We start from the raw sequence: 23,978 nt of genomic DNA on the forward strand, positions 1-23,978 counted from the left end.
CCCGCTGTGCCAGAAACCACGTCCCCCCCAACCCCCTCGACCGCACAGCAGAGGATCATCAAGAAGTACCCCAACCGCCGGCTGTACGACACCTCCACCTCCACCTACATCACCCTGGCTGAGGTCAAGCAACTCGTGATGGCGGGCGAGCAGGTCGTGGTGCGCGATGCCAAGACCAGCGAAGACCTCACGCGCAGCATCCTGCTGCAGATCATTCTGGAAGAGGAAGCCGGCGGCGCGCCCATGTTCACCGAGGCCGTGCTGGCCAACATCATCCGTTTCTACGGCCACGCCATGCAGGGCTTCATGGGCGCCTACCTGGAAAAGAACGTGCAGGTGTTCACCGACATCCAGGCCAAGATGGCCGAGCAGTCCAAGGGCATCACGCCCGAAATGTGGTCGCAGTTCATGAACCTGCAGTCGCCCATGTTCAAGGGCATCATGGGCAGCTACGTGGACCAGTCGCAGGCCATCTTCACGCAGATGCAGGAGCAGATGCAAAAGCAGACCGAGCAGATGCTCGGCGCCTTCGGCATCAAGCGCTGAAGGCAGGCCCCAGAGCCCGGGCGAGGGCCTGGGAGCGGGAGTCGTCACCGGGCCAGTGCGGCCGCTTCACCCAAGCACGGGCTTTGCCGGGCGCCGCGGCGCGCCGTCAGTCCTGCACGTGGGATTTGCGGTGGGCGTCCTGGAAGATCCGGTGGATCAGTTCCCTGAACCACTTGTGCCCCGGATCGTGGTCGTTGCGGGGATGCCAGACGGCGTCGATGGACAGCGCCAGTTCCGGCAGCGGCATGGGGAAGGCAACGCAGTTCGATCCGGAAAGCACGCTGTCCATCCAGTGCGCCGGCATCGCTGCGATCAGGTCGGTGGATTCGATCACCGGCACCATGCCCTGCCACGTAGGCACCTGCACCATGACCCGGCGTGCCAGGCCGCGTTCGGCCAGCAGTTCGTCCAGGATGTTGCTGCCCACCCCCGACACCTTGAGGTGCCCCAGTTCGAGGTACTTTTCCAGCGTGAGCGGGGTGGAGGCGGCAGGGTGGTCCTTTCTCATGAGCACCATCCAGCGGTCATCCAGGATGCGCCGCGAGGCCGAGAGAACGGAGTGCCCCCGCGACACCGAGAGCCTGATTTCCACCCCTTCGTACTCCACGCGGTCCGACGGCTGGCGCATCTCGAATGACTGCACCGACAGGCTGATGCCGGGCGCCACGGAACGCAGCTCGGTGCACAGGCGCGGTAGCAAGAGGACCCCCACGTAGTCGGACACGCGCAGAAGAAACGTTCTGCGCGCCGTTGCGGGATCAAACGCGCCGGCCACGCCGATGGCGTTCTCGATTTCGCTGAAAGCCTTGCGGAAACGCGTCGCCAGGCGAACGGCCTCCGGGGTGGGAACCATGCCCTCTGCCGTGCGCAGCATCAACGGGTCATTGAACTGCTCGCGCAGGCGCCGCAGTGCGTGGCTGACGGCGGAAGAGGTCAGATTGAGCCGGGCCGCTGCCTTGGCCACGCTGCGCTCCTCCACCAGCGCCTCGAACATCACCAGCAGGTTGAGATCGATTTTGCGCAGGTTGACGACCGCGCGGTCCTGATGGGTAGTTTGTTGAATCTGGTTCATCTTGATGATGATGGTAATGAATTTGACTAACCACCCCTGCGGCAAAAACAATCCGGTCAGCAGTTCAACCCGACCGTCTGGAATCCATGCCCATCACAAACCGCCACGGCGCAGCCCATCAGGCGCTGCCCGGTGCAACAGAAAGAGTCTTTCCGCAAGGGGCGTGCGACACGCACCTGCACGTCTTCGGATCCCCCGGCGAATTTCCATTCATCGCCGAGCGTGCCTACACCCCGCCATCCGCCACGATCGAGCAGTACTGGTCTGCCTACCGCCCTTTGGGAATGGACCGGTGCGTTCTGGTGCAGCCCAGCGTGTACGGGCGCGACCACTCGCTCTTGAAGCGGACATTGGGCGACGCCGCCGCGGGCAGCATGCGCGGCGTGGCGGTGATCTTCGAAGACACGCCGGACACCGAGATGGAGGAACTTCACCGGCTGGGCGTTCGGGGCGCGAGATGCAATGCGCTGTTCAGCGGCGGTGTTTCCATCGCCAGCGTGCAGTCGATTGCCGATCGGGTGAAAGGGCTGGGCTGGCACATCCAGTTGCTCGTCGACATCGATGAAGACATCCGCCTCGTCCAGGGCCTCGCCGAGAGCGGCATGACCGTGGTGGTGGACCACTTCGGCCATCCCTCGGACTGCAGCGACATCGACAGCCGGGGCATCCGGAGCCTGCGGAGCCTGATGCGGGAAGGGTGCGCCTGGGTCAAGTTCTCGGGCGCCTATCGAATCTCTGCGGCGGCGTCCGGCGTGGACCCTGCCGTGCTGCCACTGGCGCACAGCCTGGTGCAGGCCAATCCCCACCGCATCGTCTGGGGATCGGACTGGCCCCACCCCGGCATCGACGCCACGTCCATCGCCAGCGCGGAACTGGCAGGCCTCATCACCCACTGGTTTCCCGAGGAAATCAGGCGCAAGGCGCTGGTCGACAACCCGACCCGGCTTTATTGGGAAGACTGATTTTTCTAAAAGGAGACATGGCATGTTCAATCCACCATCCAGCCGCAGAGGCTTCTTGCAAGGCGCCGCATCGCTCGCGGCATGTTCCATGGCTGTCCCGTCCGGGGCCCAGAACCGCTTTCCCTGGAAACCGATCACGCTGGTGGTGCCCTTCGCGCCCGGCGGGAATGTGGACATCGTCGCGCGCTCGCTGGGCGTGCCGTTGACCAAGTGGGTCGGGCAGTCCGTGATCGTGGACAACCGTGCGGGCGGCGGGGGTGCCGTCGGCACGAGCACGGTGGCGCGGGCCGAGGCCGATGGGCACACCTTGCTGGTGGCAACGCCGGGGCAACTGGGCACCCTTCCGGAGATCATCAAAACGCCTTACAAGGCCGACAGCCTGGTGCCGGTGGCGGTGCTCAGCCGCACACCGGTCGTCGTGGTCGTGCGTGCCAACGACCCACGGTTCAAGACCGCGGCCGATTTCATCAAGGCGGTGAAGTCCACGAGCCAGGGCGTGACGGTCGGCCATGCGGGGCCGGGCTCTCCCAACCACCTGGCGTTGCTCCAGTTCGAGGATTCCGCCCAGGCCCAGGTCAATGCGGTGCCCTACAAAGGATCGGGGCCGGCGCTGGTGGACCTGATGGGCGGCCAGATCGACGCGGTGATCGATCAGATCACCAGTTCCACCCCGCACATCAAGGGTGGCGCGCTCCGCGCGGTGATGGTGCTGGGACCGCAGGCGGGCGGGCTGCTCGCGAGCGTGCCGACGCAGGCCCAGCTGGGCTTGCCGGTGTTCGATGCGACCACCTTCGTCGGGGTCTTCGCGCCCAAGGCGACGCCTTCCGCCAGCGTTGCCAGCCTGCATGAATGGATGACCAAATCGGTGGCCCAGCCGGAGTTCACCAACGTGATCCGGGATCTGGGCAGCGAGCCGGTGGGGGAGGGTGGGGCTGCGCTGCAACGGCTGGTGAGTGGCGAAGTCGCTTTGGCCACGCGAATGGTCAAGCAGGGACGGCTCAAAGCCGACTGAGCCGTAACGTGGGCTTTGGTGTGAGGCCCTGCCGCACCCAGCCTGCCGGGGCCATCGCCCCGCCGCCCTTTCGATGCGCCGCGTTCGACCCTTGACGGGGCCACGCGGCGCAGGGCGCTTCTTTTCGTCATCGCAGGACCCTGAAATTGATTGCAATCATTCCCGCCCCGGCGCCGCTGGACGGCGACTACCCGCGTTTTCTCCAGGCATTGGCCGCCGAGGGTTTCCGGGGCGAAATCACATCGCAGTACGCGGACCGCACCGTTCTGGCCACAGACAATTCGATCTATCAACGGCTGCCCCAGGCCGTGGTCTTCCCGCAAGATGCCGCGGACGTCGAAAAACTCGCGAAGCTGCTCGCCAGGCCGGAACACCGGCGGGTGGTGGTTTCTCCGCGGGGCGGGGGCACGGGCACCAACGGGCAATCCCTCACCGGGGGCATCGCCGTGGATCTCTCCCGGCATCTCAACCAGATCCTGTGGATCGATCCCGTGCGCCGGGTGGCACGGGTGCAGGCCGGCGTCGTCAAGGACCAGTTGAATGCGGCGCTGAAAGCGCACGGGCTGTTCTTTGCCCCTGAGCTGTCCACGTCCAACCGCGCCACGATCGGCGGCATGATCAACACCGACGCCAGCGGCCAGGGCAGTTGCACCTACGGCAAGACCCGCGACCACGTGCAGGTACTGGACATGGTCCTGCTGGGGGGCGTACGGTTTGCCAGTCGCTCGGTGGATGCCGAGGAACTGCCGTTGCGATTGAAGGAAAGCGGCCTGGTGGGCGATGTCTGGCGCTGCGCGCACCAGATCGCCACGGAGCATGCCGAGCTGATCGAAGCGCGCTTTCCCAAGCTCAATCGCTGCCTGACCGGCTATGACCTGGCGCACCTGAAAGAGCCCGGCGGTCGCTTCAACCTCAACAGCGTCTTGTGTGGGGCGGAAGGCTCGCTGGGCTTCGTCGTCGAGGCGGAAATCGGCCTGCTGCCCATCCCCCGCCATTCCATGCTGGTCAATGTGCGTTATGCCAGCTTCATGGACGCGCTGCGCGATGCGCGGGTGTTGATGGAGCATCGCCCGTTGTCGATCGAGACGGTCGATTCGCGGGTCTTGATGCTGGCGATGGAGGACATCGTCTGGCAGGACGTGGCGCAATACTTCCCTGCCCAGGCCGACCCGGCACCGACGCGTGGCATCAACCTGGTCGAATTCTGCGGGGACTCGGCGGACGAAGTGCGCGCTCGCGTGGCGGCCTTCATCGGGCACCTCGCCCGCAACCCTACGGTGAGCCGCATCGGTCACACCATTGCATCGGGCCGCACGGCCGTCGACAAGGTCTATGCCATGCGCAAGCGCGCCGTCGGCTTGCTGGGCAACGTGCAGGGCGAGGCCCGGCCCCAGCCTTTCGTCGAAGACACGGCCGTGCCGCCAGAGAAGCTCGCCGACTACATCGAAGAGTTCAGGGCATTGCTGGACCGCCATGGGCTGAGCTATGGCATGTTCGGCCACGTGGATGCGGGTGTGCTGCACGTCCGGCCCGCCCTGGACCTGAAGAACCCCGCCCATGCGGCGCTGATCCGAACCATTTCCGACGAGGTCGCCGGGCTGACCCTGAAATACGGTGGCGTGCTCTGGGGCGAGCACGGCAAGGGAGTCCGTTCCGAATACGCGCCGAAGTATTTCGGCCCCCTGTATGCGGCACTGCAGGCGCTCAAGGCAGCATTCGATCCGCACAACCAGCTCAACCCGGGAAAGATTGCCACGCCCGCAGGCCAGAGTGCCCGGCTGCTGCGCATCGATGAAGTGCCTTTGCGTGCCGACGCCGATCGCCAGATCGATGAGCGGGTGTGGCAGAGCTTTGCCAGCGCCGTCCATTGCAACGGCAATGGCGCTTGCTACAACTTCGATCCGGACGACGCGATGTGCCCGTCATGGAAGGCCACGCGCGAACGCAGGCACTCTCCGAAAGGACGTGCCTCGCTGCTGCGCGAGTGGCTGCGCCTGCAGGGCCATGCGGGGGTGGATGTTCTGGCGGTGGCTGCGCGGCAACCCTCGTTCCTGGCCGGATTGGCCAGGCGCTGGCGCAACAGCCGCGAACGCGCAACCAACGGAACGGGTCGCTCCCGCGACTTTTCCCATGAGGTGTATGAGGCGATGTCCGGTTGCCTGGCGTGCAAGTCGTGCGCGGGGCAGTGCCCTGTCAAGGTCAACGTTCCTGACTTTCGGTCGCGCTTTCTGGCGCTTTATCACACGCGGTATGGAAGGCCGTTGAAGGACTACCTCATCGGCTCGCTCGAATTCAGCGTTCCGTATCTGGCACGCCTTCCACGGCTCTACAACGGTGCCATGTCCAACACGCTGGTGCGCCGGATGCTCGAGCGCCATGCGGGCATGGTGGACAGCCCGTTGCTCAGCCGCTTCGATTTCCAGGCCACATTGCACCGCTGGGGCGTGCGCGGGGCTACGCCTTCGTTGCTGGCCGCGCTGACGGACGCGCAACGCGCCCGGTCCGTGATCCTGGTGCAGGACGCTTTCACGCGCTATTTCGAGACGCCCGTGTTTTCCGCGTTCATCGAGTTGGCGTCCCGGCTGGCGTACACGGTCTGGCTGGCCCCATTCATGCCGAACGGCAAGCCGCTTCATGTGCTGGGCTTTCTGCAGGCCTTCGATCGAACGGCGTTCAAAAACGCGGAGATGCTTGGCGCTCTGGCGTCGTGTGGCGTGCCGCTGGTCGGTCTCGATCCTGCCATGACGCTCGTGTACCGCCAGGAATACGCGAAGCTGCCGTCTTTGCAAAAGCCGCCGCGCGTTCTGCTTGCGCAGGAATGGCTGCTGGAGGCGCTGCCCGCGCGGGCGTCGGAATCTCTTTCGGGGGACTTTCAGCTGCTGAACCACTGCACCGAAAAAACGACCGCCCCCGCCGCCGCAGCGCTGTGGCCCCAGGTGTTCGCCCGTGCCGGTTTGAAGCTCAGTCCGCGGGCCAGTGGTTGCTGCGGCATGTCGGGAACCTACGGACACGAAAGCCTGAATGTGCAGACCTCGCGCCTCATCTACTCCCAATCGTGGGGTCCGATATTGAACGCCGAGCCGGCGCGACAGACGGAGTTCCTGGCCACCGGATATTCCTGCCGTAGCCAGGCCAAGCGGATGGACGACCGGCGTCTGCGGCATCCCGTGGAAGTCCTGCTTCAGTTCTATGCACAGCGGGAAACTTCCGCTCCTGTCGGCCCGGGGTGCTGACCGTGTGCATCCGGCCGCTTTTTCACCTGCCAGTGCGCAATGGGCAAACAAATGTATGATGGCCGTCATGCGAAAAGAAAAGACCAATGGCCGAACTGCTGCCAAAGAGGCTTCGCACGAGCGCATCGTGCAGGCCGCTGCGCGCGCCATCCGGCGCAGCGGCTATGACGGCACCGGCGTGGCCGACATCATGAAAGAGGCGGGTTTGACGCACGGTGCGTTCTATGCCCATTTCGAGTCTCGCGAAGCCATGCTGGCCGAAGCGGCAGACCGTGCCGGAGCCGAAGCCAACGCCGCTGCTGCGAGGATCGTCGCAGCCGTGCCGCCAGAGCAGTCCTTGCAAGCGCTGATGCAGGTCTATCTGTCCAAGGAGCATCTGGCGGCTGTCGAGACAGGCTGCCCGGTGTCCGCCCTGGGCTCCGAGATGCCGCGCCAATCGCCCGAAGTGCGTCGCGCGGCCACGCTCCGCATCAAGGAGATGATCGATCTGGTGGCCCGTCAGTCGCCCGATTGGGGACAGCCTGGCGCCCACGAGCGCGCGTTGGTGACCGTGGCCACCATGGTGGGCACGTTGGTGCTGGCCCGTGCCGTCGATGACTCGGCGCTGTCGGAGTCGCTGTGCAGCGCCGCGTTGAAGAGTCTGGCCCCGTCCGGTGCGTGAGATCACCGGGCTTTTTTTTACTCATAAATATGATGACCATCATTCCGGAATGCCTGTCAGCCAATGCTGCCAGGTTCGTCGCCTGCTCTGCTTGCAAAAAGGGAACCCCATGAAAGCTTTCATCCTGGACCGCTATGGGAAAAAAGAGCGCTTGCGCGCCGCCGACGTGCCTGAGCCGGACTTGCGTGACGACGAGGTGCTGATCCAGGTTCACGCGGCCGCGGTGAACCTGCTGGATGCCAAGATCCGAAATGGCGAGTTCAAACTCATCCTGCCGTATCGCGCACCGTTCGTCTTGGGGCACGATGTGGCCGGCGTGGTGGTGCGCGCCGGACCGCGTGTCCGCCAGTTCAAGGCGGGCGACGAGGTGTACGCCAGGCCCGATGACTTGCGCATCGGTACGTTCGCCGAATTCGTGGCCGTGAAGGAAGACTCGGTGGCGATGAAGCCCAAGAACCTCACCATGGAGGAGGCTGCGTCCATCCCCCTGGTGGGTTTGACGGCTTGGCAGGCGCTGGTCGAAAAGGCAAAGCTCAAGAAGGGGCAGAAGGTTTTCATCCAGGCAGGCTCCGGGGGCGTGGGCACGTTTGCCATCCAATTGGCCAAGCACCTGGGCGCGACGGTTGCCACCACCACCAGCACCGGCAACGTCGCTCTGGTGAAACGCCTGGGCGCAGATGTGGTCATCGACTACAAGAACGAGGCCTTTGAAGACCACCTGAGCGGCTACGACGTGGTGCTGAACAGCCAGGACGGCAAGGCCCTGGCGAAGTCCCTGGGCGTGCTCAAGCCGGGCGGAACCCTCGTTTCCATCTCAGGGCCACCGGACCCCCGGTTCGCCGAAGACATCCATGCCCCATGGTGGGTGAAGCAGGTGATGCGCGCCATCAGCTCTGGCGCCCGCAGGCAGGCCCGGCGCCTCGATGTCGCCTATGCATTCCTTTTCATGAAGGCCAGCGGCAGCCAGTTGCGGCAGATCACGCCGCTGATCGAATCGGGCGCCATCCGCCCCGTGATCGACCAGGTCTTCCCCTTCGAATCCACCAACGATGCCCTGGCCTACGTCGAAAGCGGCCGAGCCAAGGGCAAGGTGGTCATCAAGGTCCGATGAGCCGTTCCATTGGAACGACATCGCACGTCCGTAAATATGACGATCGTCATTTGAAATACCAGTCCAACCCTTTGGAGCTCCTCATGCACCTTGAAAACTCCGTCGTCCTCGTCACAGGCGCCAACCGCGGCATCGGCCTGGCCTTCGCGCGCGAACTGCTTGCGCGCGGTGCTCGCAAGGTTTACGCCGCCGCGCGCGACGCCGCCACCGTCACCTTGCCCGGCGTGCAGGCCCTGCGGCTCGACGTCACCAAGCCCGAGGAGATCGCTGCTGCGGCACAGCAGGCCGCCGACGTGAACCTGGTGATCAACAACGCGGGCATCGCCCAGCCGGGCGGCTTTCTGGACCAGGACAGCGACGCGGTGGCACGCCGCATTTTTGAAACGAACTTTTTTGGTGTGCTGAACGTGAGCAAGGCGTTTGCGCCCGTGCTCCAGGCGAATGGCGGTGGCGCACTGCTCAACGTTCTGTCGGTGGCATCGTGGGTCAATGGTGGCGAGCTGGCCGCTTATTCGGCCAGCAAGTCGGCGGCGTGGTCGTTGACCAACGCACTGCGCCATGAGTTGGCCGGGCAGAAGACCCAGGTGCTGGGCCTGCACATGGCGTATGTGGACACCGACCTCACCAGGGGTTTCGAGGTCCCGAAAAGCAGCGCCGAGGAGATCGTGCAGCGTGCACTCGACGGACTGGAGGCCGGTGCCGATGAGGTACTGGCCGACGTGCTCACCCAGCAGGTGAGGCAGGGCCTGACAGCGCCGCGCCCGGTCTACCTGCCCCAGGCCCTTTGAGCCCCGGGCACACTGGCATGCCACTCGACCCACTCCCTGCCCCTGCCCCTGCCGTGAAGCGTGGCGCCAGCGCGTGATCACGGCGCCCGGGGTGGGAAGCGGGGGCTTTGGAGAATCGCATGCCCGGTGCGCAGATGGCCGAGTCGATGCCAGACAGAGCGTCGGAACCCATGATTTCAAGCGTGGGGATGCAGCGCGGCTGAGGTCAATTCCTGGCCTCATTTACAATGTCCGGTTATCTTGCCCGCCGGGCCGTCCTGCGAAACCCAAATGAAATCAGATACTTACGATGAAATCGCGACGCCAGAGACGATGAAGGTCCCCAAGGTAGGCTTCGTCAGTCTTGGCTGCCCAAAAGCAAGTCTATATATCGTTTTGTGAGGGGCTTATTCTGACCAGTGTCAACGTTTCGGGGTCTTCCCAGAACTTTTAGCGGCACTGCCTCTGAGGCTGTTCCACCGCTGCTGCCAAGCGCGATCTTCTGGTGGCACCCGATGGTTTAGACAGGAGCCGAGAACTATGATGGATGGACTGACCTGGCCGGGGCGCCGGCGTCAGAACATAAAACTCAGGGAGGGATCGCCATGCCCATCGTGTTCGTACACGGCGTCAATAATCGCCGCGAGGATGCTGATTACGACGACGGGGTGGAGCGCATGCGCGGCTTCCTCCAAAACTTAGTCGCGCCACAGATCGGCATTGATCCGGCCCAGCTGACGACTTACTTCCCCTACTGGGGCGGCAATGGCGTTCAGTTCCGCTGGAAGCAAGCCTCACTTCCTAAATCGGCCGACATCGTGGAGACGCTCAGCCTCAAGCCGCCAGGACCGGGCTCCGCTGACTTGGAACTGTGGCTGGGTGAGGCCCGTCACCAGTACGGCCCAGGCGCCGTCAGCTTGGGAGGTGTGAGCCGGGATCGCGGCTTCGAGGAGGCGGTTGACCTCGCCTGGGACACGGCATCGGCCGTCGCGCCCGGGGGCGCTGCCTACGGTGACGTGATCGAGGGCTATCTCGCCTCGCTAGCCTACGTCAAAGATCACCCCGCGCCCGCGTGGGCCATGACCAACTCGGCGCTGAGCAACAACGAATTCATCCAGAAGTTGCTGCAGGAGATTCAGCCCTATCGCGCCGCGATTACCGGCAAAGCTGTCGAGTCGCTCGGCCTGAAAGACTGGTTCCATTCATTCAAGGAATCGCTCAGCCGGCTGGGCTCTGCGCCGGGCGACGCTGTCAGCGCGATCGTCACGGGACTGGGGCGTCAGAGCCTGCACGAGAAGGCCTCGCGTTTTCTTGGAGACATCTTCGTCTACCTGTCGGAGCGCGGCACCCAGGCGGCACCCGGCCCCATCGTGCAGCAGATACTGGCGGACCTGGATAAGGCTCAAGCCGCCAGGCGGCTCGGTGACGACAAGCTTGTCGTCATCGGCCACAGCTTGGGCGGCGTGATCCTCTACGACATCGTTACCTACTTCAGGCCGGATCTGGCCTTCGACCTCTTTGTCTCGGTGGGCTCGCAGATCGCTGTTTTCGAGGAAATGACGCTATACCGCGCAAGCCGCAGCGACCTGCCCCCGAACCCGCCGAAGGATCGCCTCAGCAAGCCAAAGGCCTTCGGCCGCTGGCTCAACGTCTACGACACCAACGACGTCTTCTCGTTCCGGGCCCAGGGAGTGTTCGACGGTCCTGACGATTACCGCTTCGACACGGGTTATGGCCTACTGCAGGCGCATGGGGGCTACTTTGCACGCCCGAGCTTCTACAAGCGCCTGGCCGTTCGCCTGAGCTAAGGAGGATTCGATGGCTCTGATCTTCGAATCCACCGCTATCCAGCGGGATCCCGCCAGCACTGCCACCCATGTGCTGCTGATTGGCTGCGAGACCTACCCGAAGATGGCAGCCGCAGGCTTCGGCGATGGTACGCCGCTGGGCTCGCCGCGCCGCTCTGTAGAGGCCATGGCGGACTGGTTCCTTGGTGGCGCGGACGGAATGAATCCGACGCCGGGACGACCGTCCGACGAGGCTTTCAACAACCCGGACGCGCCTCTGGGCAGCGTTGAGATGCTCGCGTCCCCTGATGGGGATTACACCACGCCCGCCAATGTTGTGAAGGCCGTCGCCCGTTCCACGTTGCCTAACGTGCGCGCTGCGTACAAGCGATGGCTGAAACGGCTCGCCGCCAATCCGCAGAGCCGCGGGGTCTTCTATTTCTGCGGCCACGGCGTGGGCGACGGCGTAGACCAGTACCTTATCTGCGACGACTTCGGCGAGGACGAGGATGATCCCTGGGAAGCCGCCTTCCATGTATCCAACACCTGCCAGGTGTCGATCCGTAAGGCACGCGCTAACCTGCTTTTCTTGATCGATGCGTGTATGGAGTTCAGCCCACAGGTGCTGTTCCAGATCGCGGAGCCGAAGCCGATCTTCAACGGCGCACGCACGGGCGACCCGCTCTGCAGCGATTGGGCGGTTCTGCGCGCCACCACGACGAACCGCCTTGCCTACGCCGACCCAAGCGGCACGGCGTGTTTCACGACAGCGCTGCTGCAGGCGCTGCGTGGCCACTGCGGCCAGCAGCGCCCGGGGCCTGCCTTGCAGTTCGACGTAACCGCATCACAGCTCCGCGCGGCCACGGCGTTGTTATTGGCGCGCTTGCAAACGCCGGGCGACGACAACGCTCAGAAAATTGGATCGCCTCAAGGCGAGGGCGCCTGGAGCCTGCCGCTGCATGTGCTGAACCGGCGACCCTCGGTACTGGTCGAACTCGACGTGGATCCGCGCGGCTTTAGGCCAGTCGCTCAGGCCTTCATAGAGCGCTATGACGTCCCGCGCGACTCGAGGGCGCTGACATCGGCGGGTCCCGCAACGTTTGTCGTCGCGCAGGGCGAATGGACTTACGGCGTCGGTGGCGGGTTTGCCGAGCAAAGCGAGGCTGGGCGGCTGCTCACGCAGGCGGTCTATTCCCGCTGCTTCCTCGTTCCCAACAACTGAGGAGAGATCATGCGTGTGCTAAATGTCACCATGCTTGGCGATGCCTCAGAATCTAGGATGCTGGCCCTGCCCTTTGATGTGTATGGCCCGAGCGGGGAGCCATTAGGCCGAGGGGTCGTGTCTACGGCTGCACCGGCGAAGATTTGGCTGAACCGGGAGGCTAACTACCTACCACGTGTGCACGTGGTGGCCGTCCGCCCGGACGGTAAACAGCTGCAGGCCAGCGCCGATCTGCGGGGAGGCCCCAACGCCGCTACCGGGGTAACGCTTGAGGCCGGCGCGCGCAGCCCCCAGGAGTGGCTGCAATGGGTGACGCCGTTCCGATCCCTGGATCACCTGAATACACCCGCCAGCAGTTCCTCATCCGATCGGCGGCGCAGAGTCGGTTCAGTGTGGGTGACCCTGTGGCGATTGCAGGATGGTCAATGGCAGGCGACTGACACCGATCCACAAGCGCAGCTCAGGTCCGATGGCGCTCGGATGATCGTCTTGGACGTGCCCTCGGAGCCTCACCTGCTGCAGGTAGGCGGGGACGAGGTGGCGTGGCGATTGGTCTCACTGCCGCCTGGTGGTCAGGTGCGTGTCGCCCTGACACGGCGTGCCGCAGAGAGCGGTGACACGATCGACGTGACGGTGGGCCGTCAGAACCCGGGCAACGACCTGATCATGTCCTATCTCTCTCGCGGGGAGGCTGTTCAGGCCGAGAGCTTGGCTGAGGCGTGGCGGGCCGCGGACTTGGCGCTCTATGCAAAGCGCCATGATCCAATATCGGCTGCTGCAGGAGCTTATGTGCTGCTCAAAATGGGTCGGCTGGAACAACGTTGGACATGGGTGGAAAATCTCGTCAATTGGTTCGAGTATTTGGCTGACGGCCCTATCGTGGCCGCGGCGATGGAACTTCGTCGTCCGCAGACAGACATCAGGCGCGTCCGCTTTTTCATCGCTAAGGCGATGGAGCGTGGCCTGCCTGTATTTTCGATGGGGCTGTACACGCTGGTTGAGACCATGGCAGCGATCCATCGTGGCAAGCGCGAGTCCATGGTTTTCCAGGCCCAATTCCAAGCGGCGCGCTCGTTCTTGCAGGCGCAGGCCTCGAAGGGAGCGTACCTCTCTTTCTACGGCCGTAGTCCGGTGGATCCTTCGCCCGTCCGCGTGTTCGGCAGCGCGGGCAAGCCCAGGCGCAAAAATGTCTCCTACCGGCTGGGTAACGGTTTTAATCGCCCACCAAGGCGATTTGGCGGCGTTTACTCCCCGTTCATTGGCTTTGCAACTACTGCCCTGAGGCATTCAAAGGATCTGCAGAGGCTTGGGATGGTGAAGCAATACGATAGATTGGCTAAGGATGAGTTCCGGGTGCAGCTTATTCGTGAATCTCGCTCTTCAAGGAACGGGTTCGATGAACAGCGACTTCGCAAAGCAACGCAGGTCTTTTTGAGTGATGAATAGTAGTTTGCAGGGCAGAGCCACGCGGCCCTGAACGCAGCTAATCCGTTTCTCAATAACCAAGGTCTGCATCAATCGCTTCCTGGTGTTTTCGGCATGGTAAAGGTATGAGAAGGAGTCCGAGACAAGTAGCTGGAGCCAATCCTTCCATCCCAGAGCGGCCCGATGCAATTGAGCTGCGAACGACACGTTGAATGATCGATCTCACTTTTAACCTCCACACTCTGGGATGGCATAGCTTTCAGCAGCTGTGCCACGCGATCCTCAGAGAAAACTTGGGTCAGACGGTCGAGTCATTCCTCGACGTTAACGACGGAGGGCGAGACGGCGCATTCTGCGGCCTCTGGGCCAACGCCGGTGCGGAAATTCTCACTGGCCGATTTGTTGTGCAATGCAAGTTCACCAGCCAGTTTGGCCGGACATTGCGGGCGTCCGACGTCTCCGATGAGTTAGATAAGGTAAGGCGGCTTGTTGAGCGCGGAATGTGTGATGTCTACGTTCTCATGACGAATGCGGGCGTCTCTGGTGAGGCCAATGAAAAGATCATCGAACAGTTGCGCTTGGTCGGCGTCAACCAAGTGCGCATATTTCACGGTCCATGGATCGAACAGCAGATCCGCGAGAGTAAGAATTTGCGTTCCATAGTCCCGCGCATCTATGGCCTGGGTGACCTGACCCAGATTTTGGATGAACGCGCGTACGAGCAAGCGGCTGCAGTACTTGAGGCGATGCGTGATGATCTTGCGAAGGTGGTCATGACGGAGTCGTACCGACGCGCCGCGACCGCGTTGGATGAACACGGGTTTGTTCTACTGCTTGGCGAGCCCGCAGCAGGAAAGACGACTATTGCCTCACTTCTTGCAATGGCGTCCGCAGATAAGTGGGAAGCTCGAGTAGTCAAGGCATCGAGTGCAAGGGAAATGGTTGAGCACTGGAATCCTCTTGAGAAGTCCCAGTTTTTTTGGGTTGATGATGCGTTCGGCGTAACCCAACACGAGGGTGAGCTTGTCTCTGGTTGGAATCATGCGCTCCCGCAGATGAGAGCCATGGTCAACCGTGGTTCTAAGATCGTGATGACGTCGCGAGACTACATCTACAAACGCGCGCAAAGAGGGCTCAAGGAAGGATCGTTCCCTCTGCTGCAGGAGAGTCAGACGGTTGTCAATGTGCATGACCTAACCGTTAAGGAGCGTGCACAGATTCTCTACAACCATCTAAAGCTGGGTCGGCAACCCCGCGATTTTCGCAGGGCTATCGAGCCATTCCTACCGGCGGTAGCCAATCACCGTCGTTTCATTCCTGAGATCGCCCGTCGACTATCTGAGCCGAAGCTAGTCGAGGGGCTCATTCTCTCTGCATGGTCGCTGGATCGCTTTGTTGAGCAGCGCGAGAGCTTTCTGATCGATGTCTGCGAAAAATTGGATGCCGATAGCAAAGCGGCGCTTGCTCTTGTTTATATGCGTCGGTCAAAGTTGCTGAGTCCCGTAGAACTCACGCCAGCCGAGCTGCTGTCGCTCCAGCGACTCGGTAGTGACCTGGGTGGCTGCACGGCGGCCCTTGAGGGTCTCAGTGGTAGCTTTCTGGTGCATTCCACAGCCAGCGGAGAGGCATTCTGGTCGTTCAAACATCCTACCGTCGGCGATGCCTACGCAGCCATCCTTCGCAAGAGCCCTGAACTGCTGGGCGTCTATTTGCAGGGAACTGAGGTCGACATGCTGATGCAGCAAGTGACCTGCGGAGATGTGCAGATAGAAGGTGCAGTTGTGCTGCCTAAAACTCTGTTTCCTTTGATATCCGAAAAGATTCAGAGCTTTCGAAGCAGTAGCTCCTACAAGAGCGATCATCTATCGGCCTGGGATGCTCGGCGGAAGGTCAGGCGTTTTCTTGCGGAGCGTTGTTCGAAGGATTTTCTGGAGGACTACGTGCATGTCGATCCTAGTGTGATTGACGGTATCGACCGACCCATTGTCTACATGGAGTTCTGCGAGGACGTAGATCTTGCAATTCGTATGTTTAGCTTCGGTATCTTGCCCGAAGAACTTCGACAGTCCTTGGTGGCGCTCGCAATCGAAAGGGCCACGGAGGGAGGCGATCCTCGCATCTTGGTGGACGAGAATTTTCGCGCGTTGCTTAAGCCTCGGGAGTTCAATCGCCTCGATCATGGCCTCAGATCCTCACTCCTTCCTCAACTCGACGCACTCCGCTCGGCCTTGGAGAGTGAGTACCGAGAAGAAGATGATGATCCTCAGTGGCACGTGAGGAGGCTAAATCAAACCCTCGCGGGCATAGCTGATCATTTCCCTACCAGTCGCCGTATTCAGAATCTAGTCAAACGACAGCAGGCTCGGACGCGCTCGTGGGTCGAGCTGCGTGAAAAGTCTGTAAAGAAAGACCTGTGGGGGAAGTCGCACGACATTGCGGCCAGCAATGCGGTTGTGATGCCAGAAGGCAGTCGGAGCATCTTTGACGATGTGGCCGAATAGACGCGTCAAGGAGTCGAAGATGCTTCCTCTGGTCTCTTTGCACAAAATCAATGTACGGTTAATTTTTCCTTGACGCCGGGCTGTCTTTTATGGATAGCCTCTTGGCTGAGTGCCGCCGCGCTGCCGAGCGTGCTGACCATGATGGAATCGGGCTTCCAGCGCATCTACGCGTCGGTGATCTTCGGGCTTGGTGGTGTAGGGTGGTGCTTCATGAGTTTTAGGGCTTCTGCAGTGCAACCAAAGTTGAATGGTTGGGAAAGTCATCAACCGCTGCCTTGAGAAGCGAGGCAAACGTGATGGAGCGTCCACCACCCCCCTGCTTGAGCTTGCGAAGTGCAGAATGCCAGGCTGCTTGGCCACTTGATTGAAACTCGAGTCGAGAAAGGTCGCCACCGGCTCGACTCCAGATCTCCTGGTCTCGTGGACCAAATGGATACTGCTCGATGAGCGTTGACTCAAGAGCCGCCCATGGGTCCTGCGTTGGATCAGATGTCCCGATCAAGCCGCTAGCTACTGGCGATTTCCTCCCACCTCGACTCAATGCAATCGCGAAATTGACCTCAAGATTGTCGGCTTTGAAGATGGGGTGCTGGTCATCAGGGATCTGCTTCGGGACTTCTTCAGCGACGTAGTTGAACAAGTCGAAGAGCTTGACGAAGCCGCTGTTGGACTTGTCTGCGGCACCCTGAAGGCCTGCTAGTAAGGCGGTTGTGAACACGCTGTTTCGCGCCCCCGAGAACACTGCAGAGACCTCGTCACTGCGGCATGACGCCATCAGTGCGCGGCCGCTGCCTGTAGCCAATTTGGCAAAAGTGTTCGGCGAGTAGCCGGACTTGAACTCGTGGCCTTTGCCGTCCGTCAAGGTCTTTGAGATGGCAGCGCCACCGGCGTGGCAGGCATCGATAAATACCAGGACGCGCTTGGCTTTGATTTGAGACAGTGCTTGGGCGAAATCATTCGAGCTGACAGACGTTCCCTCGATGTCAGCCAGGTCAGTGTCCACTGTCACCAAGACGCTGTCTTCAGCGCCAGGGTTGCCAACGACTGCACCGTGGCCAGAGAAGAAAATGCAGGCTGTGTCATCTGTGCTAGCGCGAGCAGCCAACTCAGCAAGGCTGTTTAGAACTGCCGCCCGTGTGGCTTGGCCGTCCAGCAGCGTGACTACATTCGCGGGTTCATAGCCACAGTAGTCCGGTGACGTCAGGGTGGCAGCCAGGTCTCGAGCATCGTTCAAGATCGCATAAGGCAGGTTCGATATTTGCTGGTAGTTCGCCACGCCGATGAGCAGAGCGTAGCCTTGTGGATAGCCAGTGGGATTCATGGGTCAAGAGATAGTTGTTGGTCGTCAGCGCCATCCGACGATGTCGGTATCGCTTGCGAAAAAGCGGAGCTTCTCGTTCCCGCTAAAGTCGTTACACATCATTGTCAGCAAGTCGCGAGCACGCGGGTGGCCTCCATAACGAACGAACTTGATTGCAGAGTGCCATCGCGCTGTACCGTTCTGCGACGTTCCGGCAAGGTCGGAGTTCTTGCCTCCGGCACGGGACCAAAGTTGTTCGTGGTCGGGGCCGGTGGGATACAACTCACACGCAGCCTCTTCAAAAGCTCGCCACTTGTCATCAATGCTTGGCTTCGAGATTCCGAGCTTCCACATCTGGTAAAAGCTCAGCAAGCTTGAGCATTGCTGCAGCGCGGGTGCTAGGTCGTAATGGCGATCGGCGAGCCGGTCGCAGAGGTATTGGACCGCGCGATCCCAGCGCCGGTTCGTCACTAGGGTTCCTAGTTGTACGGCATCAGCGTGCGACAGTGATTGCCTGTTCCACAGTAAGTGGTTCAGAAAACCGACAAACATGTCTTCGCGGAAAGAGGGTAGGGCGCTCACTATGGTGAGCCTCGTCTTTAGCGGAATGGACGCTTCTTGAAGCGTGGTCGGGAGGTTAGGACTTGCCAGCACTGCGTGTTCCAGCTCTGGTTCAGGCGTGCTCATAGCTCTGCCACCAACTGCGGCATTCAACCATCCAGCGGCAGTTTCTCGTAAGTACCGGTCGCGGCAAAAGTCCGGCAGACGCGGCCAAAGTCGTGCTCGGTCCGGGGCTTCGGTCAAGTCGGCGAGTGGCGTCAGGGCTAGCACTTCGATAAGGCCGGCAAAAGCCCCAGTTGCTTCTCCAAGATGACCGAGCGCGCTATCACGGGCTCCAACCGGGTCGTTGGGCGCTTTCCATAACGAATTGAGCTTTTCGATGGCGCAAGCCCACACCTTTTGTTCAGTGAGATCTTCGCAGCGGATGCCGGACAGCATCTTCGGATATGTCACCGACAGATTACCGCTCATCTCCACCAGGCGCGAGTCCTTCAGATCAAGCGTGGCCCTTAATACATCATCAGGCGTGGCGTACCGAAGCGCGGACTGCAGTCCTGCGGTGTGCCCTGGCTGCGTGTCCACTTTGAGCTGTTGTTCTGCAGCTTCGCGAGGAGACATCATTGCAGCCAGGGCTGCACCATGGGCCGTCAGCCAACCCTTCTTAAGCATGAGCGATAGGGCTGCAACCGCCTTGGCAGCGTTGATCTTCCTTGGGGCCGCGTGCACCAGAGACTGCTCAGTAGCTGCGTCAGAGGGCAGCACCCCTACAGTGGTGGAGAAGGCGGAGTGACTTAGTTCTGCCCATCGCCAGATGGCGTTCCAAAGACCTGACCCCTTATGGCGCCCTGCGGCTGATAAGCCATCGGTTACCGCCGCGCGCCATGCAGGGCGCGCAAGGGTGCTGTCGGCAGACGCTTCTATTAGCGCGATGAGGTCTGCGTCTTCCGCCTGTGCAAAGTCGCATTTTCCGACAAAAAGCTCGACACCTGACCAAAGTGGTTTCGTGTTTTTAAAGCTCGGTAGGTCCAGGTTTCTCATCGGCATCAGTTGCTTGCAACTGGCGGCTGAGATTTCCGAGGCTAGGCGCTGGATGAGCTCGTCCTTTAGCTGCGTGCCTAGTTCGGACCGCTTGGACAGGCCGTCTACCAATCGCACGGCCTTCAGTAGATCGTCAAAGGTTCCAGTACCCGTGATAAGACTATGCAATCTTTCGAGTTTGCTCAGGTCTTTGATGGTTGTGGCCTCGAGGCCAAGCTCGCCAGCCAAGTTCAGAAATGGCCTTGCGTCTCGGTGGCCGCACAGCACTGCTGCAGACGGGGACCGAGGACTTCGGTCTTCTGGGTTGACGATGCTCTGCCTGGTCCAGCGCGCCGCCAATTGCTCGGGGGTGCACACGATCGTCGGCCCTGGCTGCGCCTCGAGATCTTTGGGGCCGAAGCTCAACCGGAAAGCGAAGACCTTCCTCATGGAAGGCCAGAGGTTGCGCCAGAGCGCAGTCACTAGGGATTCGAATCCTGCTACTCCCAGCCGAATCACTGGTCCCTGTTGCTCTGCCAGAGCGTTGGCTGCGCCGATCAGGTCAATCGGGGGATAGGCCGTCCCAGAGGTCAGTTTGATCTCAAAAGAAGATAGTTGGCTGGAAATGGCCTCCGTTGAAACTGCCAATCGTTCAAAAAATACAGATAGGTCTTCGGCTTGGCATATGTCATCCAGGTTAACGATCAATGCGTGGGTCAGAACCATGCCACCGCGTGACGAGCCCGAGTCTAGGAACGTTCGCGCCAAAACGTAATGCTTGTCACAAGGGAAGCCACGAACGAAGGGCGACCATGCCTGGACACCTGGTGGCACTCCATCTGGAAGGTCCAACTGGCTAGCAATGCTTGCAGCTAGCGACGAGTCGGAGCTCGATCTTCTTAGGCCGTGTCCCCTCCCATCGATCTCACCGTACACCGCTTGTTCAATGTTCATCTTAGGCGGCTTCTGTCATCAGTCGCTTGATTGGTAGCGTGATGTCGGTGTTTCGCTCCCCGTCCGGCAGGATCACGTATCCGAAGTCCTCTGGACCTCGCGTCGCGTAGTCAGTATCGGGCACGGTCTTGCTAAGCGCTTTTTCCAGAGCAGAAAGACCAATGACGCTCGGGGAGGTCCAGTTGCTTCGCACGAAAGACCACAGCATTGGCAACTGTTCCGCCAGCAGATCCGGGGGCAGTTCGTTCGTTTTAAGTTCATCCCAGCAACTGAGCAGTATGGTCAAACGTGGTTTGCGGAGCGGCCTGTCCAAGGAGAACTGCGCCAGATAGAGCAGCATCTGGAGTAGCTCAATCGTTCGAGCTTGATCTGAAGGTTCGAACGTCGTGGGCTCGTCCTGGGTTTCTGCCGTAGCAAAGGATTGCAGCGGACGCGAGAACAGGTCTTCTTCAGTCCGCAGTAAGTGCAGTCGGATGAGGACAACCCAATCCGTGGCCTCCAGAACGCGCTCGCGCCAGGTGGCTGGAATGCGGCGCTCGATCACCAGATTGCGGACTTGTTCACCGCCGTAGTCCGGCCAGACTAGCTCAGCCATGCGCCCCGACTCGTCCTGGATTGGCCAGACACTTTCCACGTAGCTGCCGGCGGGTGTGTGGTCGGTCGCCTTACCTTCTGTGAGGCAGCCGAGTGCCGTCGTAAACGCCTCCAAGTTGGTTGGTGCACCATGCATTTTCAGAGCGCATGCCTTAACCATGAGCCGCTTCAGAAACTGGGCGCCGTAGTGGGTTTTGCCAACGTTGGATTCTCCGATCAGCAGAATCGTGTGTTGCTCAGCCATCGGCTATCTCCTGCCGAAAATAAAAAGGGGGTCGTGGCCAGACGCCTTGGTCGTGGGCAATTCCACGGCGGGGCGCTTGGTTGTGGTAATCCAATGGAATAGCCTTCGAAAGCCATCTGCGGCATCCTCCTCCTCGCGCGGAGCCACACTCACGGTGAACTCCGGGACCGGTGGTGATACGGAGGCGACAGCTCTTCGGATCTGTGCTTCCATGGCTGGAGACACTTCGACGTCCCCCTTTGTCCAGACTAATGCCAAAGGGCGGCCGCGAGCTTCGGCGATGGCACGTTGCGCTAAAAGTTGAAAGTCGTTTCGAGCCGTCCCCATCTTCGAACCAGAAAGCGCTTGCCGGTCAGCGATGAGGAGAGTTACGTCGGCATACCGAGCGATCCAGCGAGCACCTTCTGCGTCCGACGCCTCTTTATTGATCGCCCACTTTCTGAACCATTCTCCAGGAGCATCGGCAAACAGCAGGTCGCGTAAGGTCTCGTCTTTACGGCGAAATGCGAGGTGCAGCAGGCCTGGCGCACGCGCTTTACCGCTCGGTGTGTGAGGCGGAAATTTAGGTGGTTGTGGGCCAGGCCTCCATTTCATAGAGGACGCAACCGCTTCCCAGCCCGTTAGTGTGTATGAATTGCTGAAGACATTGTTTTCGGCCGTAAGCGCACCCCGCGCAAGCAGGAGATAAAACGAGCCAAGAATGGTTGTTTTCCCGGCACTCTCGGGCCCTACGATACCGACGGTTATTGGCTTGACTCGCCCACTGACGAAGTTGAGATCTGACTCCCCCATCGCCAGGCCACTCCATGGAAACAGCATTTCGTCGGACGAAGAATTGGTCACAGCCGTAGAATTTGAGATGCGTTTCCACTCCGGACACAGGTGCCGACCGAGGTGACCCAGCGCGCAGGTGGTGTTGTCATCAGCGAAGCAGTCATGATGAGGGCACTTTTCCATGTCTTGTCTACCGCTTCCTGGTTCGCTTGCTAGGGTTGACGCTCGTAGCGCGGGCGGCCTGAAGCTCGCGAAACAAGAAGGTTCCCCATTCAGAGGGGGTCATCTTGGTTGCTGCATCCACTCCGCCAAGGGCGCGCAAGGAGGTGGAATCTACGGCTGCGGAGTCTTGACCATGCCCAATTAGGGATATCAGCGGGCCACGCCCGACCGGCGCGGTCACGTATTGCGCAGCCAGGGCACGGAACGGCTCCATGAACTCAGCCGTCTTTGCGTCGCGAACCAGCATCTCTATGTCGCGTCGTCCGTTGCCTTCGCTCTCTGGCTCTGCGGGCAAACAGCGAATTGCCTCTTTCAGGAAGGCGGACACGCTTGCAGGCGAAAAGGTCGGCACTTGCTCATGAAGATCAAGAGCCATCAACGCCGAAGCCTGGAAGACCGGCATATCTAGATAGCTTTCGTTGGCGTTGGGTGAGTAGAGCGCTTCCTTCCACCACAACAGATTCGTGCGGCGCTGCAAGCCAGCTGTAGCGCCGCTAAAACTGGCCAGTGCAGCCTCAATGTGTGCGGTGACCGACTTGGCCAGCGAAGATAGGGGCCCGGATAGGTCGACCGGCGAAGGGGCAAGCTCCGCAGCTACTGCTTCTACCGCGTCTGCGATCGCACTGGCCATCAGCTTTGCAAACTCCTGAGACCACTGTTGCGGCTGATTGTGCGGCCAGTGCTGGTTAGTTGGAGTAACCGATCCCGCAGGCCCCGCTGCAGAGAGGATCTTTGCATGTAAGTCAGATCGATCGATTGTGGGAGCCTCGAACTCGACCACATTCGATTGCGGAGCTGTGTATTTAAGCGGCTCGACTGTGATCATTTCCGGCGTTGCCCACTCGGCTTCTGCTCGCGTGTCGACCTTGATCTCTATTTCATGTATGGCGTCGAGCCAAATCGGAGCTTCGTCGGCTGTCTCTGCATGACCTAGCGCATTGCGCGCCGTATTGACGAAAGCAACCGCGATAGCGTCATCCTCGCGGGCTGCCTGGACAATTGCATCCAGGAGAACGGCTCGCAAGATGTTCACCGGACGTCCTGTGAACGCGTTGGCTACAGTCTCCCAGCGCTTGCGAAGCGCGACCATTGCCTCTTCCACGACAGGGTCCGTTGGCGGAACCGATGGATCAGCGGCTACCATCGTGAAGTTGATCGTCTTGGACGGTGCCTTTCTGAGCACCGCAGACAAATCCTTGGCGGTAGTGCGCAACTTCTCCAGCTTGGTGTCATCGCTATTGAGATTAATCGCCCCAATTTCGAGGAACCTCATCAGAAATTCTTGTTCCATCGATAGCCTCCCTGACCTTTGTCGTGATGTGTAGAAATGATACTAGGCCTCGCGTAGAAGGCGTTCGCCCGGCTTGGATTGAGTGAACGAGTGTTCGGGATCTGACCGACGCGTGAGTTTCGCCGCGGCGATCGAAGGACCGGAGCCATTGCGCGGCGCACTATGGAAATCGAGTTGCGAACCACAGCAATGGGTCTCTACTTTTATGAGATGCGACTGGCAGCTACCAGCGTACCGCTGGAAAGCCGAAAACGACGTAGACGGACCGATGAAGGGGCGTAGCGTGGCTGCCTTTTTGCCTTTGCGGGTAGAGCCTTTCCCCTTGATGCCCCTTCCATTCCCTTTCCCGCTAGCCGCGCACGCGCCCTTTCCGAACGGCGCAGACGGTGGGGCTTGCGAAGCGCTGCTGAGGGCGCAGGATATATATCCTACCGTGTATATCATTTAGGTGTCGCCATGCAAGTCGCGAAGTGGGGTAACAGCCTGGCCGTCCGCCTGCCGACGAGCCTGGTGGAGGCGCTCGAACTGCGGGAGGGCGACGACATCGAGATCGTCGTTGACGACCCCCGGCTGTTCGCAGTGCGCAAGAAGCCCGGGGCTGAGGCCATGCTGGTGCGGCTTCGCGCCTTCCGCGGCAAGCTGCCGGCGGACTTCAAATTCAAGCGGGACGAGGCCAATGGCTTCGGGTAAGAGGAAGGTGTTCCTAGACAGCAACGTGCTGC

18 protein-coding genes are annotated in these 23,978 nt (G+C 60.9%); 12 read left to right on the forward strand and 6 right to left on the reverse strand.

Going from position 1 to position 23,978, the window contains the following annotated elements; translation table 11 throughout:
• The first annotated feature begins 6 nt into the window (after positions 1 to 6).
• Positions 7 to 546, forward strand: coding sequence for a polyhydroxyalkanoate synthesis repressor PhaR (gene phaR / locus AC27IO_RS03465; RefSeq protein WP_272568591.1), 540 nt, complete (start codon positions 7 to 9; stop codon positions 544 to 546).
• A gap of 106 nt (positions 547 to 652) precedes the next feature.
• On the opposite strand, the gene AC27IO_RS03470 is transcribed toward phaR, so the two are convergent.
• The gene (locus AC27IO_RS03470) at positions 653 to 1,618 is read right to left on the reverse strand and encodes a LysR family transcriptional regulator (protein ID WP_498737320.1); all 966 of its coding nucleotides are present in this window, start codon (positions 1,616 to 1,618) and stop codon (positions 653 to 655) included.
• 86 nt (positions 1,619 to 1,704) lie between these two features.
• Here AC27IO_RS03470 and AC27IO_RS03475 point away from each other — a divergent pair, with 86 nt between their 5' ends.
• From AC27IO_RS03475 to AC27IO_RS03520, 10 genes are all read left to right on the forward strand, one after another.
• Complete coding sequence (locus AC27IO_RS03475) at positions 1,705 to 2,580, forward strand: amidohydrolase family protein (RefSeq protein WP_487089177.1); 876 nt, start codon at positions 1,705 to 1,707, stop codon at positions 2,578 to 2,580.
• Positions 2,581 to 2,668: 88 nt separating this feature from the next.
• The gene (locus AC27IO_RS03480; protein ID WP_284430739.1) at positions 2,669 to 3,592 is read left to right on the forward strand and encodes a tripartite tricarboxylate transporter substrate binding protein; all 924 of its coding nucleotides are present in this window, start codon (positions 2,669 to 2,671) and stop codon (positions 3,590 to 3,592) included.
• Positions 3,593 to 3,741: 149 nt separating this feature from the next.
• On the forward strand, positions 3,742 to 6,825 hold the full coding sequence (ydiJ, locus tag AC27IO_RS03485; protein WP_498737354.1) for a D-2-hydroxyglutarate dehydrogenase YdiJ: 3,084 nt from the start codon (positions 3,742 to 3,744) through the stop codon (positions 6,823 to 6,825).
• Positions 6,826 to 6,880: 55 nt separating this feature from the next.
• Positions 6,881 to 7,486: a TetR/AcrR family transcriptional regulator gene (locus AC27IO_RS03490; protein ID WP_498737322.1), complete on the forward strand. Its 606-nt coding sequence runs from the start codon at positions 6,881 to 6,883 to the stop codon at positions 7,484 to 7,486.
• Between the two features lie 109 nt (positions 7,487 to 7,595).
• Positions 7,596 to 8,597: an NADP-dependent oxidoreductase gene (locus AC27IO_RS03495; RefSeq protein ID WP_498737324.1), complete on the forward strand. Its 1,002-nt coding sequence runs from the start codon at positions 7,596 to 7,598 to the stop codon at positions 8,595 to 8,597.
• 83 nt (positions 8,598 to 8,680) lie between these two features.
• Complete coding sequence (locus AC27IO_RS03500) at positions 8,681 to 9,385, forward strand: SDR family oxidoreductase (protein WP_498737326.1); 705 nt, start codon at positions 8,681 to 8,683, stop codon at positions 9,383 to 9,385.
• A 584-nt stretch (positions 9,386 to 9,969) separates the two neighbouring features.
• Positions 9,970 to 11,172, forward strand: coding sequence for a hypothetical protein (locus AC27IO_RS03505; RefSeq protein WP_014508261.1), 1,203 nt, complete (start codon positions 9,970 to 9,972; stop codon positions 11,170 to 11,172).
• A 10-nt stretch (positions 11,173 to 11,182) separates the two neighbouring features.
• Positions 11,183 to 12,373, forward strand: coding sequence for a caspase family protein (locus AC27IO_RS03510; protein WP_498737328.1), 1,191 nt, complete (start codon positions 11,183 to 11,185; stop codon positions 12,371 to 12,373).
• Between the two features lie 9 nt (positions 12,374 to 12,382).
• Entirely contained in the window at positions 12,383 to 13,819 is a 1,437-nt protein-coding gene (locus AC27IO_RS03515) for a hypothetical protein (RefSeq protein ID WP_498737330.1), read from the forward strand.
• 191 nt (positions 13,820 to 14,010) lie between these two features.
• Positions 14,011 to 16,299 (forward strand): nSTAND3 domain-containing NTPase, encoded by a 2,289-nt coding sequence (locus tag AC27IO_RS03520; protein ID WP_498737332.1) that lies wholly within the window; start codon positions 14,011 to 14,013, stop codon positions 16,297 to 16,299.
• A gap of 217 nt (positions 16,300 to 16,516) precedes the next feature.
• Here the strand turns inward: AC27IO_RS03520 and AC27IO_RS03525 are convergent, their stop codons facing one another.
• From AC27IO_RS03525 to AC27IO_RS03545, 5 genes are all read right to left on the reverse strand, one after another.
• A complete protein-coding gene (locus AC27IO_RS03525) occupies positions 16,517 to 17,620 on the reverse strand; it encodes a caspase family protein (RefSeq protein WP_498737334.1) in 1,104 nt (367 codons plus the stop codon).
• Between the two features lie 24 nt (positions 17,621 to 17,644).
• On the reverse strand, positions 17,645 to 20,131 hold the full coding sequence (locus tag AC27IO_RS03530; protein ID WP_080565882.1) for a GAP1-N1 domain-containing protein: 2,487 nt from the start codon (positions 20,129 to 20,131) through the stop codon (positions 17,645 to 17,647).
• 1 nt (position 20,132) lies between these two features.
• On the reverse strand, positions 20,133 to 20,969 hold the full coding sequence (locus AC27IO_RS03535; protein WP_014508254.1) for a TRAFAC clade GTPase domain-containing protein: 837 nt from the start codon (positions 20,967 to 20,969) through the stop codon (positions 20,133 to 20,135).
• Between the two features lie 3 nt (positions 20,970 to 20,972).
• Complete coding sequence (locus AC27IO_RS03540) at positions 20,973 to 21,812, reverse strand: TRAFAC clade GTPase domain-containing protein (RefSeq protein WP_202796264.1); 840 nt, start codon at positions 21,810 to 21,812, stop codon at positions 20,973 to 20,975.
• A 121-nt stretch (positions 21,813 to 21,933) separates the two neighbouring features.
• On the reverse strand, positions 21,934 to 23,256 hold the full coding sequence (locus AC27IO_RS03545) for a GTPase-associated system all-helical protein GASH (protein ID WP_014508253.1): 1,323 nt from the start codon (positions 23,254 to 23,256) through the stop codon (positions 21,934 to 21,936).
• Positions 23,257 to 23,712: 456 nt separating this feature from the next.
• Here AC27IO_RS03545 and AC27IO_RS03550 point away from each other — a divergent pair, with 456 nt between their 5' ends.
• A complete protein-coding gene (locus AC27IO_RS03550) occupies positions 23,713 to 23,946 on the forward strand; it encodes an AbrB/MazE/SpoVT family DNA-binding domain-containing protein (protein ID WP_043921848.1) in 234 nt (77 codons plus the stop codon).
• Positions 23,947 to 23,978 lie beyond the last annotated feature (32 nt).

The organism is Acidovorax sp. KNOB132 (assembly GCF_057541515.1).